Origin of the sequence: Mycolicibacterium holsaticum DSM 44478 = JCM 12374, from assembly GCF_019645835.1 — a bacterium.
GTDB classification, from domain to species: domain Bacteria; phylum Actinomycetota; class Actinomycetes; order Mycobacteriales; family Mycobacteriaceae; genus Mycobacterium; species Mycobacterium holsaticum.
The window spans coordinates 3162763-3176315 of record NZ_CP080998.1; the positions used below are offsets into that span (position 1 = coordinate 3162763).

General features: G+C 61.0%; 12 protein-coding genes and 1 pseudogene. 7 read left to right on the plus strand and 6 right to left on the minus strand.

The window, feature by feature from the left end:
• Window positions 1-76: 76 nt before the first annotated feature.
• Entirely contained in the window at window positions 77-1147 is a 1071-nt protein-coding gene (locus tag K3U96_RS15255; protein ID WP_220690248.1) for a hypothetical protein, read from the plus strand.
• A 109-nt stretch (window positions 1148-1256) separates the two neighbouring features.
• On the opposite strand, the gene K3U96_RS15260 is transcribed toward K3U96_RS15255, so the two are convergent.
• Window positions 1257-1478, minus strand: coding sequence for a hypothetical protein (locus K3U96_RS15260; protein ID WP_220690249.1), 222 nt, complete (start codon window positions 1476-1478; stop codon window positions 1257-1259).
• 305 nt (window positions 1479-1783) lie between these two features.
• On the opposite strand from K3U96_RS15260, the gene K3U96_RS15265 reads away from it, so the two are divergent.
• Window positions 1784-2170: a hypothetical protein gene (locus K3U96_RS15265; protein ID WP_230982155.1), complete on the plus strand. Its 387-nt coding sequence runs from the start codon at window positions 1784-1786 to the stop codon at window positions 2168-2170.
• 187 nt (window positions 2171-2357) lie between these two features.
• Here the strand turns inward: K3U96_RS15265 and K3U96_RS15270 are convergent, their stop codons facing one another.
• Together K3U96_RS15270 and K3U96_RS15275 are read right to left on the minus strand one after the other, a co-directional pair.
• Window positions 2358-2750, minus strand: coding sequence for a hypothetical protein (locus tag K3U96_RS15270; RefSeq protein WP_220690250.1), 393 nt, complete (start codon window positions 2748-2750; stop codon window positions 2358-2360).
• Window positions 2751-2855: 105 nt separating this feature from the next.
• On the minus strand, window positions 2856-3047 hold the full coding sequence (locus K3U96_RS15275) for a hypothetical protein (protein ID WP_220690252.1): 192 nt from the start codon (window positions 3045-3047) through the stop codon (window positions 2856-2858).
• A 460-nt stretch (window positions 3048-3507) separates the two neighbouring features.
• Here K3U96_RS15275 and K3U96_RS26930 point away from each other — a divergent pair.
• Window positions 3508-3654 (plus strand): annotated as a pseudogene (locus K3U96_RS26930) (IS256 family transposase); the annotation flags it as partial.
• 553 nt (window positions 3655-4207) lie between these two features.
• Here K3U96_RS26930 and K3U96_RS15280 read toward each other — a convergent pair.
• On the minus strand, window positions 4208-4867 hold the full coding sequence (locus K3U96_RS15280) for a hypothetical protein (protein ID WP_220690256.1): 660 nt from the start codon (window positions 4865-4867) through the stop codon (window positions 4208-4210).
• A gap of 916 nt (window positions 4868-5783) precedes the next feature.
• Here K3U96_RS15280 and K3U96_RS15285 point away from each other — a divergent pair.
• From K3U96_RS15285 to K3U96_RS27160, 4 genes are all read left to right on the plus strand, one after another.
• Window positions 5784-6017 carry a PASTA domain-containing protein gene (locus tag K3U96_RS15285; RefSeq protein WP_220690257.1) on the plus strand — a complete coding sequence of 78 codons (234 nt, stop codon included), beginning with the start codon at window positions 5784-5786 and terminating at the stop codon, window positions 6015-6017.
• Window positions 6018-6190: 173 nt separating this feature from the next.
• The gene (locus K3U96_RS15290; protein WP_220690258.1) at window positions 6191-6988 is read left to right on the plus strand and encodes a hypothetical protein; all 798 of its coding nucleotides are present in this window, start codon (window positions 6191-6193) and stop codon (window positions 6986-6988) included.
• A 559-nt stretch (window positions 6989-7547) separates the two neighbouring features.
• A complete protein-coding gene (locus K3U96_RS15295; protein WP_220690259.1) occupies window positions 7548-8216 on the plus strand; it encodes a DUF2510 domain-containing protein in 669 nt (222 codons plus the stop codon).
• A 181-nt stretch (window positions 8217-8397) separates the two neighbouring features.
• Window positions 8398-10668, plus strand: coding sequence for a zinc-ribbon domain-containing protein (locus tag K3U96_RS27160; RefSeq protein ID WP_220690260.1), 2271 nt, complete (start codon window positions 8398-8400; stop codon window positions 10666-10668).
• 27 nt (window positions 10669-10695) lie between these two features.
• On the opposite strand, the gene K3U96_RS15305 is transcribed toward K3U96_RS27160, so the two are convergent.
• Window positions 10696-11298 carry a recombinase family protein gene (locus tag K3U96_RS15305; protein WP_220690261.1) on the minus strand — a complete coding sequence of 201 codons (603 nt, stop codon included), beginning with the start codon at window positions 11296-11298 and terminating at the stop codon, window positions 10696-10698.
• Between the two features lie 188 nt (window positions 11299-11486).
• Window positions 11487-13325: a serine/threonine-protein kinase PknH/PknJ gene (locus K3U96_RS15310; protein WP_220690262.1), complete on the minus strand. Its 1839-nt coding sequence runs from the start codon at window positions 13323-13325 to the stop codon at window positions 11487-11489.
• Between the last annotated feature and the right edge of the window lie 228 nt (window positions 13326-13553).

Consider the following 13553-nt stretch of genomic DNA (forward strand, 5'->3'; position numbering starts at 1 on the left):
GACGCCGCGCAGTGTGCGCGCAGTACGGAAATTTGGTCGCGTTCAACTGACCTCGACAGATAGCGTGTGTCGCACCATGACCGACAAACGCGCCGACGCGATGGAAGACCTGCTGAGCAGAGCGGGCCTCATGTTCGGCGTCGCCGACAAGGCGGTGAGGATATGGCGTCTCGGCGAGTGGGCGCTACTACATCGGGTGCGGCAAGACGACGGCAGCAGTCACGGACCCGACCCTGTCCGGTTTGTGCCCGACAAAGGCAGCAGCCTCGCGCTTGATGACGCTGGATTTGAGCTCGAAATTGCTGCCACGATGTTGCCTCTGGCCGACGCCGACCAGCGACAGAATCTGGTGAGCACCAATGCACGGTTCCCTGCGATGGTCGCCGCCGAGAATCTCGTCGGTGCCGTTCAGGTGCATGGTGCGGCGCTCAAAGAGAGGCGAACGAGCAACGTGTCCATTGGCACGCTATGCCGCAGCGCAATCGAGAACGCCGCGAAAACTGTCTGGCTCCTCTGCGAACCCGACAGGGCAGTGCGACGTGCGAGGTGCTTGGGATACACCGCACGTGAACGCTCATACCAGAAGAGCTACATCGAGATCGAGGAGCAGATTTACGCGCAGCGCGGCGACAACTCCAGCCCACAGTATCGGCTTTTCGAGGAAACCAAACAGAAGTACGAGACACGCCACCAGCTCATCGAGGCATTGCCCGAGGACAGGGTCATCAAGCCCCCGCGGAAGTTCGAGAAGATTGTTGAGGTGGCGGCCAAGTGGATAGACGACAATCCGCCCCCACACGTCACAGCGGCGAACGGTTTGCAGTACGGCATGACCCTTGGCGCACAACGGTTCTACGCGTTCGGGTCTAGTTTCGTGCACGGCTACAAATGGATGAGCGATTACGTCGGGAGTGAACGCGACATCCTGGCGCAAATCTCCGATGGGCTCGCAGCCGCCGTAACCATGACTGAGTGCGCGGTTGCACTCTACGAGGCGCAATCGACGCATCCGGCCAGAACCGTTGTACGGCAGAAGAACTACCCGCACTGGCTAGAGCCAACACTGGAGGCGTGGCGACCGCGCTACCAGCAAGATACGTCCACGTTCGCCGAGCCGATGGGCTGCGAGGGAACGGCCAGCGGCTAGGTGTCGGTATCGGCTGGATAATCGCGTCCATGGTTACCCCGTCGACTCGACGACCCGCACCTGCTGCGGCGGCATCGGCCGCCACACACCCGAATGCGCGCCACCGCCCCTACCGGCCGGCGCTTTGGACGGCAGCGAGTTCGACAGTGTCGACACCCGCGTCGTGTTGGGCCGCCGCCTGGTGGTGCCCGGTGGCGCTTCGGTGCGGGCGGCCGCGATCCAACGCCGTACCGGGGTGATCTGCGACGACCCCGGCGAGGAACGCCCGTCGGTGCACCTCGGCGTTGACGGCGAGTTGACGCCGGATGCTGCGCGCGTATTGGCCCAGCATTTGTGCGCGGCGGCCGACCGGGCCGACGGATGGGCGCGTGAGGCGGCGAAAACACGGCACCCCGCCGGGCGGCCCGCTGGCGCGCGATCACGGGCGGGCGCGCTGATGGACACGATCAACCCCCCGCCGTGTCGGCCGTGTCCCGCAGAGCCGGTAGCTCAGTTGGTTACAGCCGTGAACTCATAATCCGTAGGTCACGGGTTGAGGGCCCGCCCTACTCCTGAACAACAGCTGTGTTCACGTAGGCCCGGGGGTGCCAGGGGTGGCGCGACTAAAATGCAACGCGACATTGAGAGGGGATTTTCATGGTCGACAACAAGGGTCCGATGCGCATCGTGAAAGTGGAGCTACCCGACGAAAGCCTCAAAACGCGCCGAATCCTGGCGCGACGACACGGCAATCAATACCCGGTGATCGTGTATTTCTCACGGCCAGCCGACGCCTTTGAGCGCGTCGCGTTGGAAGACGAGCTTGATATCAAGTTCGACGAAGACGACCCGATGTGTGCGCTTCATCTGGCCACGACGCTAGAGATGTTCGAGAACGAGATCGAAGGCATCAATTCAAGCATCGACAACGCAGTTGCAAATGCTCACACCGACCGCGAGGCAGCCGAGAAAGAAGATGCACGCCTGAATGCACTCGCCGACAAGCTGACCCGCGATCTGCAATCATCGTTCAGAGAGGGCTAGTCCGGTTCGTAGTCGACTACCAGGCTGGTCTACAACTCCGGCCGCCCGCTCGTCGTAGGCGTAAGTGGCTGAGACCGTCCCGAGAGCGCGCCAGTCGGCGACCCCACCCGGGAGCGCCGGGTGGGGTCGCGTCGATGCAGCTCCCGACTGAGCGTGTTCGACTGTCGAGACGAAGATGCCTCGGCTCTTATCGATTTGGGTCGGATAAGACGATGCCGCCTACCGAATTTCGAATATTGTCGAACGCCTTTTTGTACGCAATCCTATGCTGCTCGATTGCCTCCAAGGCCGCCTTTTGCTGGGCCGCCCATCGCTCTTCAATCACCCTTCGGTGATTGTCAAACTCCATTTTCAACTGGTCGTTAGCTGTTCCCTGCTGGGCTGCTTTTGCCTGGTCGCTCGCATCGGCGAACGCCTTTTGAACCGCCTTCCAGTGTTCGTCGAATCGCTCGGTAATGGCTCTACTCTGCGCGTCGAACTGGGTTGTAATCTGGTCTTGGATCGCTGACATCCGCTTCTCGCCCTCGGCAAGGAACTCGGCCAAATAGTCGTCGAGCTTCTTAGTCGGGTCATCCGCCACGTGTAACCTACCTTCTATTTAGCGCCAAACGGGTTACCAAGTCTTCATGGTGGCATCGGTGGAGGCGCGGGACAACCAACTCGTCCGTCGTCGAGCACCAGACAGTCAGCGCGGTGGCGAAGTGTTCAACTGCTGTAAACGAGCATTCCGCAGCTCGGCCAACTGCTGCCGGGTCACCTTGCGACCATCGAGGACCAGTAGCGTGTCGACGTTGAACGGCTCATCAGGTGTTGCGATCGCCTCCGCCAGCGGATCATCCGGCGGCACGGGCGGATTCCTCAACTTCTTACGCCCCATCAGGTCGACCCATCCTCTATATCGTCGGGCAGGCCCAACGCCGCCAACAGCTTTGTGAACAGCAAGCACTGTTGCCGCGCTTCGGCGGCCGCTGGGTTCACCCGCTCGCCCTGTTGACGACCGCGCCAAGCGGCCTACGGCTGATCGCCCTTCGCCCGCTTGTGAGCACGGTAGGACTTCATCCGGCACCTGTCAGAACACCACCTCCGGCCACGCCCCGACAGCGTCTCGCGCACATATTCGCCGCACCAACCGCACGGAATCCACGGCCATTCCCAGCCCACGTCAACGCTCATTATCAGCCATTATCCGGTGTTGACGGCGGTCGGGCGGCCGTGCGGTCGATACAGCGTTGGCCGAACCCCAGGCGCTATTACTCATTGAATCAAAACCCATCCGCGACAGGCGATTTGCCCTAACAATCGTGTCGCGTTGGCCCCCAAATGAAAATGCTGCTATTAAGGACGCCGCGATGAAGTTGCTGTATCTCGGATTGCGCAACATCTCCAGCGATAGAGGAGGTTTCTCGGGTACCGGAACATACAACTGGACTGTGGCATTGAACACACTGGCCAAGTTGTCCCCAGGGCGAATTCCGTTGTATTAGAATACGCTTCGTAGTCACACCACCTCTGACTTACATAAAATTCGTGACGGGCTCTCTCCCCAAACGCACTGACGTAGGGCTGTTAAGCCCCCCAAGCCAAACGAGTCCAGCACATTTGGAAGGACTAACCCCATCAGGCCACTGACAATCGTCCCTCCGACCCAATCCTTGACCAACCAGTCGAGAGTCTGCTTCTGCCACAGCAACTGCTTGAGCGGGTCGTTACCCGCCTCGATCAGCCCCGCGAACCCGGGCGTCAGCGCCGGCTGTTGTTGACCGGAGTGCACGCTGCTTGCACACCGGCGAACAATACGCAGCACTCGCTTTGCCCTTGAAGTCGTCCCCGCAGGCAGCGCAGGGTTTTAGAGCCGCCGCCACCGGCACCCCCGAGAAGTCGCAGAGGGCAAAGAAAAACGCATCGATCCGGCACGCCTTGCCGTAACGCGAGCCTGCCGCCGAGCGTGCAGGCAACGTATTGCAGAGGGTGTCGCGGCATCCGTAGGCGTCCCGCGGAGGGGTGACCCCTACCCGTCTTGGGTGATAATTTCCTGGGTCAGTTGATGGAAGAACGCTTGGTCGCGTTTAGTTCTGAGGTGTTGATCTTCTCGGCCGTCTCGCCGGGAATTGCGCCCAACATTTCCTCTGCGGGACGGGCTTCCGAGCCGTGCTTGCGCTCCAGTGGGGGCAATCCCATCTCTCGCCGAGCTGAATCGATGAACTCCTGTTCGTACATCGAGGCGGTGGCGAAGAGTTTGGAATCGATGTCCTTCGGCTGTCGTCCGCCGGCGCGAGCACACGCTATTTGGCGGGCGGCCTTGACGAGCTTGACCAGAGTATCCTCGGTTTCTTGACTCATCGCTACAAGTCGCAGTGCCGTGAACGCAGCCTCTTGGCGCTGCCGGACTGGGCGCCCTTCTTCGTCGAAGAAGGGCATCATCTCTTGGAGGCGAGGGTGTTCGGCTGCACGAATCTTCGTGCCGTCCAGCAATATGTACGCTAAGTACTCGCGGTGCGCCACCAGAAACTCTTTGTAGACTTCCAGTCTGGTGTCCCGCCAATGCTTTTCGTGCTCGCGTTGCCAGGTTCGTTTGTCTCTGAAGACCGGAATCCAAGCGCCGAGGCCGGCACCGAATAACGCGGCCCCAGCCGTGACGAAGACGGTCCACAGTGGTGTGGCTCCCCCCACGATCCCCCCTTGTGCTTCGAACCGCACGTACCGAAAACAAAATTTTAGCGTGAAGGCCCCCGCAGACCTCAAACAACTTCGCGCCTCCGTTTGCCCTATAAAGGCCGATCGGGTCCGACTTGGCGAGCTATCTCGACAGCACGTAATGCAACGTGTTCGTGCGTGCTCGCCGCTGTGGTAAGCCGCGACCTGCGGCATCACGGGCGGAGGGCATCGCTTTCGGTGAGCGACTCGATCTCGATCTGAGGTCCGATTCCGAATGCGCATGCCCACCGTCAATTCGTGCTGATCTTGACGAGGCTCGGCGGGTGCTGAAGCCGAACCCGAGTCGGACGATGGCTCGCACAGCGACGCGGCGTGATCGTGGCGATGGTGCAGAAGGGCGCGTGTGCGCAGGTACATCGTTCCACAACCCGATGTAGGCCGACGTCCCGCACCCGCTGTCGACACAATCGCACCAATTCGGGCGTAGCTCCCATAGCCCACCTTGGGGGATGAGGGGAATGCCGAAACGCGGCTGTTCACTCAGCCCGGGCACGCCGACCCCTCTTTTCGAAAGCTCAAATGGACAGACCCACGCGGTAATACGACCAACCGACGAAACATTCCCATCGCAGTTCTGTCAGCCGTGGACCTGGGCCAGGTAGCCGCCCCGCTCCCCGATGACAAAATGCTGAGGGCCCCAACTCGGACGGATGTTGTCGGCCTCCCCGTTAGAATCTTGCGCATGGGGAAACAATGTTGGACAGCAACGGTAGCGGTAGTCGGAATATTGGTCACGGGATGCTCAAGCACCCCGGCTACGCCAGCTGAAACCGTCACGGTGACTACGGAGCGTCCGGTAGCGACCGCACCGGCAACGACTATCGCGCCCGCACCCAGCTCCGCCGCTACGCCTGGAGCCCCAGTCGCGACTGCTGCGCCAGCGGGGCAATCGTGGACCATGCCAAACCTGATCGGAAGGAATCTGCAGGACGCCCAGGATGCCATCCAGGCCCTAACCAATGACGAGATTTTCTACTCCGGGTCCACTGACCTGACCGGTGAGGGTCGTAATCAGATTTTGGATGCGAATTGGCAGGTCTGTACGTCTACACCGCCGCCCGGAGCTGTCATAACCAAAGACACCACGATCGACTTTGGGGTGGTTCGGATCGACGTCGAGGACTGTCCGTGAAAGAGCTGGTCATCGACCGAATACGCTCGACACCATCTTGCGCTTCGGCGCGCACCACAAGGTGCTTTCGACGGCAGCGGGATCTACATCGACAGCGTCGATTGAGGCGGTATCGCGATGGGCACGTCGCCGTTCATGTGCAAACGTTCCCGCACGACTAGATAGACCCGAGGATGAGTAAGGGTTCTGACGACGTAGGCAAGGCCATCGGCGGTCTCGTCGTGTTCGTCATCGTGCTTATCGCGCTGATTCCGAAGGAGGTCTGGATCGGGCTGGGCATTCTCGCCGGGGTGGCGGTCGCTATTGGAGCAATCGTGTGGGGAATCAAGGAATACGAGGAGCATCGAACTGCAGCGAAGGAGCGAGCACGGGTGGAGCGCGCAGCACAAGCAGCAGCTGCGAAACGCGAACGTGAAGAGAAGGCCCGCAGAGAAAAGCAACGACGCATCGAGACGCTCGGTAGCAAGAATGCCGCACTGGTTGAATCCGCGCTGGGCGCAGTGAAACGAGTAGTCACCTCGGAAGCTGCTCGCACTGGATGGCTCGGCGATGTCGACTTCACCGCCGACATCCACGCAATCACTGACAAACTTCAGAAAGCCCACGCCCTGGGCAAAGTTGCCAACAAGTTGTCCGGCCTGAACAAGCCCAGTGTCGACGATCGCAAAATCCTTGCGGAGGCAAAAACAACTATCGCTAATCTGGAAATCGCTGCGATTGACCGAGTGGAACTAATCGAGAAGTGTGCGTCAGAGGCGCGCCGCGTAGACGAATCATTACGCAATGAACGTGAGGACGCACGGACTGCGGAGCAACGCGCAGAGTTGCACGCCAAGCTGAGCGCCATGCTCTATGGAATTGAGGCAACACCAGATACCACGCCAAGGAACTCGGCGGCAGACGCAGTGATGGCACGAGTTCTGGCCTACCGGGAAATCAAAACCCAGATTCAGCGGGTCCGTGACAGCTAAGTACGTCAACTTCACCGCCTGCAGTGCAGATGCATCCGTCAGCGATCGCCTGAAGCCGTTTAACGGCCCTGCCCCGTAGAAACTTGGCGGCGGCGGAGGGATTTGAACCCTATTCAGGGCCCAGCTCAGAGCTTGCTAACGTGTCTGAACAGCGCAAACAACGTCACGCCAAATCACGCGGATAGCTGTAAATACGTCCAGACTGTGTCCAGACCGCGTCCACTGGGGCCGACCGTCCGACACAAACCTGCTGGGATTCTGAGGCGGCCAGCGACGCCGACATTCAAGCGATAGAACCTGGGGCGTCCTCTCCAGCCCGCCCGCAGGAAGGAACGACGTTCGTACCACCTTCGCGAACCGCGTGTCAAAGAGTTGCTGGTCGGTCAGGTTGGCGTGGGGCCAGAATGACGGGGGCCTAAGTCGAAGGGACCGGCGAAGGTGCGGATCAGCAACCAGCATTAGATGTCAGGTAGCTCGAAATCCGCCCTGATGACATCGCCCAAGCGGTTACCATCGTCGCCGACCGTGCGAAGGGGAACGTACGAGCAAAGGGGGATCGATGACCTCTCCACCACCGCCACCACGACCAGCACCTGGCTGGTATCCCGATCCGGCAGGCGGCGGCGGGCAGCGATACTTCGATGGGACCAACTGGGGTCCCACGACACCAGTAGCGACCGTACCGCCCCCGCAGAAGAAGCCTATGGGTTGCTTCAAGACCGTCGCGGGCGTCATCGGAGTCATCTTTCTGATCGGGATCATTGGCAACGCCTGCGATGACGATAAAAAGGACTCCAGCTCCAGCAGTTCTTCATCTCGCTCCACTACTGCGTCGCGCAGTCCGTCGGCCACCGCTGCACCTACACCGACTGGCCCCACGAAGCCAGACGCGAGTTTCACCACCGCTCCAGGCCCGGACGGTGAACAGGTGACTGCCGCCTTCGCCATCGGTGACAACTTCACCGAGGGGCTGATCAAGGACGGGGCCCGGTTCAAAACCATCGACATTCTCGAATACGCAAAGGCGATGTATCCCAACGCTTCTCAGGTGACCGTCAAGGGTAGCTTCCCGATGAAGGACGCTTACGGCAACACCTCGACCGACGTCGTCTTGAACGTCACTTATCTGCGATCAACGCTGGACCAGATCAACTTCGAGGGTGTGGATAAGGACATGATCTGGGAACTGCGGGACTCCGGCTTCGTTCATCCAGAATTTCAACCCTGAGAAACCGATGCCTCCTCCGGCACCGGGAAGAACGTCGCTCCCCATGAGTTGGTGCGTGGTGCTGCGGGCGAGCAGGTTCAGGCCCGGTGAAGGATGTGTGTGTCAGGGGAGCTGATGCCCGAGGAGGCGGGCTTGGAAGAAAGCCCTCGTATTCAGGTCAGTAGCTGACTGGAGGTGGAATGTGCCGCGCAGTGTTCCGAAACCTGGCCGTTCGCTGGCGGACTTGTTTCCGGCGCAGGCTGCGGAATTGCACCCGCACCGCAACGGCGCTCTGACGGCGGGCGACGTTTCACCCGGCAACAACAGCAAGGTCTGGTGGCAGTGCGCGCGATGCGGCTCGGAGTGGCCAGCGGTAATCAACAACCGGACAGCGAAGTACTCGATCAACTGTGTGGCGTGCAATCGCGGCCGCAAGCAGCGCATCCAACAGCAAGCAACAGAAGCGCCAGAGGACTCAATCACCAACCTGGCACCGGCCCTTGCCAAAGAGTGGCACCCCGACAAGAACGACCTCCTCACTCCCGCATCGACTCCCGTCCACTGGGACCAGAACATCTGGTGGGTATGCGCACAATGCGGCCACGAGTGGCCCCTTCCGCCACGGTTTCGCATTGCCTCGACGGACCGAGGATGTCCGAAATGCGCGGAATCCGCTGAGCCTCCACGCGCAGAGCGCCCGCCGCCCCAGGACTCGCTGAAGCACCTGAACCCCGCAGTCACCCAGCAGTGGCATCCCACCCGCAACCGGGGATGGAGTCCTGCATCATTTGCCCCTGACTCCGACGCCGAGGTGTGGTGGTTGTGTCAGAACCCGGACTGCACACACGAATGGTTGGCACCAATCAGCACCAGGACGACCGGTAAGCGTCGAGGTTGCCCGGTATGTCAGCGTCCGCAGTCAGAGATCCCGCTTCCCGGCACATCTTTCGCAGACTTCCACCCCGATGTCGTCGCAGAATGGCATCCCACGTTGAATGGGCGCTTGGACCCATACACGGTGAAACCGAAGTCGCAGAAGAAAGTTTGGTGGCTGTGCTCATCGTGCGGCGAGGTGTGGCCAGCCACGGTGGCGAATCGGACTGCAGCAAGGACACAATGCGCCCGCTGTAGCTATGAAGACCGAATCGCCCTGCGCGATCGACCCCAACCCGGGAGGTCATTCGCCGAACTTTTTCCGGAGCTGATGCCCGAATGGCATCCCACCCTCAACGACCGTCGGCCCGGGGACATTACGCCGGGCAGCGACTTCCGGGCATGGTGGATCTGCGCACGCGGACATGTGTGGTCTGCGCACGTCTACGCCAGGACAGGTACCGACAAAACGGGATGCCCGGATTGCCGCGACCTGCCAGCCGACGGATTCTCCGTTGCCGACGTGCGGCCGGACCTCGCCGATCAGTGGCATCCCACCCTCAACGAAGGACGGCAACCACATGAGTTCTCAACGGGAAGCGGGTTCCTCGCATCGTGGCGGTGCTCCTTTGGCCACGTGTGGAAGGCCCGCATCGTCAATAGGGCGTCACCCAATGGCAGTGGATGCCCCCACTGTCGTATCCGGGGAACATCACAGCAACAGATCCGACTTGCCCATGAACTGGAGGCGATCGGATGTCCCGTCATTCACAATCACGAGCGCATACCAGTCCCCGGGCGAAGTCCCGTGAACGCCGACATCGTCATTCCCGATTGCCGCGTCGTGATCGAGTTCGATGGTTCGCATTACCATCGCGGCGAAGAGGCTGCGGCCCGCGACACCCGTCAGACGCGCGCACTCGAGGCCGCGGGATGGCAAGTGATCCGAGTCCGTCCTGCGCCGCTGGAACCACTCGGCGGTAATGATGTCACGGTGAGGGACGGACGCGATACAAAAGCAGTTACAACCGCTGTGTTGCTACAGCTTAGAGCTCTCGGATGCGCACCGGCCCACTCCGACGACTACCTCTCCGACCCCAACTTGTGGGCAGTCGCGAGAGCTGACGCAGACATCCACGCTCGGCTTTCCCGCAGCCTCTCAACTCTGTTCCCCGAGATCGCCGCGGAGTGGCACCCCACCCGTAATGGCGACCGCCGACCCGAGTTGACGAGCCCAGGATCGCGTGACAAAGCCTGGTGGAGTTGCTCATCCTGCGGACACAAGTGGCAGACGACACCTAAGAAGCGCACCGGTGAGGGCAGCGGCTGCCCCGAATGCGCGCGAGCTCGACGAGCTGCCACTCACAGGACGCCCAAGCCCGGGCGGTCAGTGGCTGAACTGAAACCGGACTTGCTCAAGATCTTCCACCCAACCAAGAACGGGGATATTTCCCTTTGGGATCTCAACTACGGCACCACCGTTGAGCTCTGCTGGATCTGCCCTCGATGCGGGCATGAATGGTCAACGCGCACACCACGGAACACGGGATGTCGACGGTGCGGTGCAAAGCGTCGACGCTCAAAGCAGCGGCCGAAATAGGCCCACAAGAGCCAAACCGGCCGTCCATCAGGCAGCGCTGGCTCCGGCAAGGTAGCGATACAACGTCGCTCGACTGACACCCAAGTACTTGGCTATGTCCTTGCCTGTATGACCGTCGGCCTTCATCCGCTTGGCCGTGGTGATGTGCTCGGCGTCGTCGACCTTGCGAGGTCGCCCGAATTTCGTACCGTTGGCCCGTGATGCGGCCCGCTTCAATGCGGTGCGCTCTTTCGTCAGCTCCCGTTCGTACTCAGCCAGCGACCCGAGTACCCCGATCATCATGCGCCCGGCGGCGGTCGAGGAGTCGATGCCGTCGGTCACCGACACCAGCGTGATGCCGCGGTCAGTCAGCTCCTTCACCGTCTTCAAGACGTGGAGTGTGTTGCGGCCCAGCCGGTCGAGCTTCCAGACCACTACCGTGTCCCCCTCCCGTACGTAAGCCATCAGCTCAGCCAGGCCGGGACGGTCGTCGCGCGCTCCGGACATCGTGTCCGAGAACGTCTTGTCGACTCCGGCCTTGTTGAGCGCGTCTCGCTGCTGGTCTAGCGTCTGCGCCGCCGTGCTGACACGGATGTAGCCGATCCTGTCGCCGCCGGACTCTATGGTGGCGGGCTCTTTCGTGTGTCCCATAAATCTGGCAACGCAAGATTCGAGACAGATATTTCCGAGACAAAATTTTGAGACACCGCGACCACGTCTTACGAGCGATCCCCCGGCCGGTCTGCGTGGTGTCTCGGATGTGGTGTTTCGAGACATCGGTCGGGGCAGATCGACGAAGCTCACTCTTTGTCGGACGTGGGAGGAAGTATCTGAGTCGGTCAGGTGATCTTGTCGAGCATCGCAGCTACCAGGTGTTGCGCGTCAGGCAGTGCCCAATCCGGGTCAGCGGGCTCCAGACCACCGATTGATGTGGCGTTCGGTGGAACCTGACAGGTGCGCGCCTCGGCCACAACGTTGTCCCGGACTCCAAGTACCTGTTGACATGCATGCGCCCCCCAAAGTGGATCATTAGAGGCCATCGAGATGACGATCATGTCCTCGATGCGCTCCACGTTCCCCAGAATGAAGCTGCGTCCGTTCTCGTACCCAAAAACCACGCTGACATCAATATCGGGAAAGTTCGGGGAAGGCGGGTTTGCCGGTGTACTGCATGTAGCCCACTGTCGTTGTTGGTCGACCAGAAAGCTGTTCGCAGATTCCGCCGAGGGAAAGACTGCCGTTGTCTGCTGGAGTTGCCAAGGCCCTTCATTACCAACCGCATTGGGGCCGGGTGAAAAAGACTCAGTCTTCATCGCCTCAACTTTGGTATTGCCATACGCAGACTGGTCCCCAGTAAAGACGACACTGGCGCACGTGGGTGGATCTACCTCCCGGGCATGATCCGACGGACCGTAGGACGAACCGTCCAACTTAAGAATGGCCGAGTATGTATTACCGGGGTCACCACTGACCTCAATTCCACTCAGAACGTTGCTGATCTCAGGGGCGGTGAGCAAGACGGTGGCGACGGCAGAGGCTGGCATAGTAGGCCGCCCCGGGGTGACAGCAGAACTGGTTGGATTGTCCGCCGGAGCGGTAGTCGCCGATCCTGCGCCAGAGTCGGTTGTCGATTCGTCGCGGCGGCTGTCCCACGGGTGCCAGACGATGACCCCGATAGTGGCAACTAGAACCAAGGCCCCCAACGGTAACAACCATCGCCGAACCACGCCGCGGCGAACGATTGGAACAACAGGAGCAGTCAGCGCACGCCGAGGTTTTCCATGAGCCGGACGCTGCACGAGCGCTTGCGCTGTGGGTGCCGCCGGTGCGGGCGCACCGTGGCGGCTCTGCTCCACGAGTGTTCGGGCGAAATCCGCGCAAGTGGCGAACCTATCGTCGCGATTCTTGCCTAGGCCGATGGCGAGCACCGGGTCAAGCGAGGCGAGTTCAGGTCGTAAGTCGGCGAGGGCAGGCGCTGGCGAGTTGAGATGGCGGCTGATAACAACTGCCGGGTTGGAGTTGGGAAAGAGCTGCGATCCGGTCAACAAGTGGTAAGTCGTGGCAGCGAGCGCGTACTGGTCTGCTCGCCCGTCCATCGGCTCACCCATGAGCTGCTCGGGAGCCGAGTAGGCGACCGTTCCGACCGTCATGTTTGTGGTGGTGATACCGCTGATGTCTTCCAGCGGTCTCGCAATACCGAAATCCGCGATGAATACGCTGGCTTCTTCACCGTCGGGGTTGGCGATGATGATGTTGGCCGGTTTGACGTCCCGGTGGAGCAGCCCCTGCTTGTGGGCGTAGTCCAACGCGCTGGCGACCGCCGTGATGATCGGGAGAGCGAGGTCGACGGGCATGCCCCCCGGATACTTCTGGTTCAGCAGGTGGCCCGCGTCGTTACCGTCGATGTAGTCCATCGCGATCCACAACTGGCCTTCGTAGTCGCCTCGGTCGTGGACGCCGACGATGTTGGCGTGCCGCAAACCCGACGACAGGTCGGCTTCGCGGATGAACCGTTCCCGGAACGAAGCGTCAATGGACAGGTCTGGCCGAAGGATCTTCAGTGCCTCCTGGCGAGGCAGACGGGGATGCTGTACGAGATACACCTCTCCCATGCCGCCCGAGCCGAGCAGCCGCAGGATCTTGTACCCGGCGAAGGTCTCGCCAATCGCGAGCGACATGGGCGGATGCTAACCGGTATCGATCCCAGTGCAGGTTGGTTCTGTTGGGTTCTTGATCCCGGGACCATCCATCAGGGACCCGCGTCCTTGTCGCGGCGGATTTGTCCTATCCCCGAAGTAACGTGCCGAGCGTGGTGGACCTGATATGACGTCCGAAGATCGAATGCCACTGCGGCAGCCGTGACCGGGCCGCACGTGAGGCGACGAACACTGCGCGCTGATGTAGGG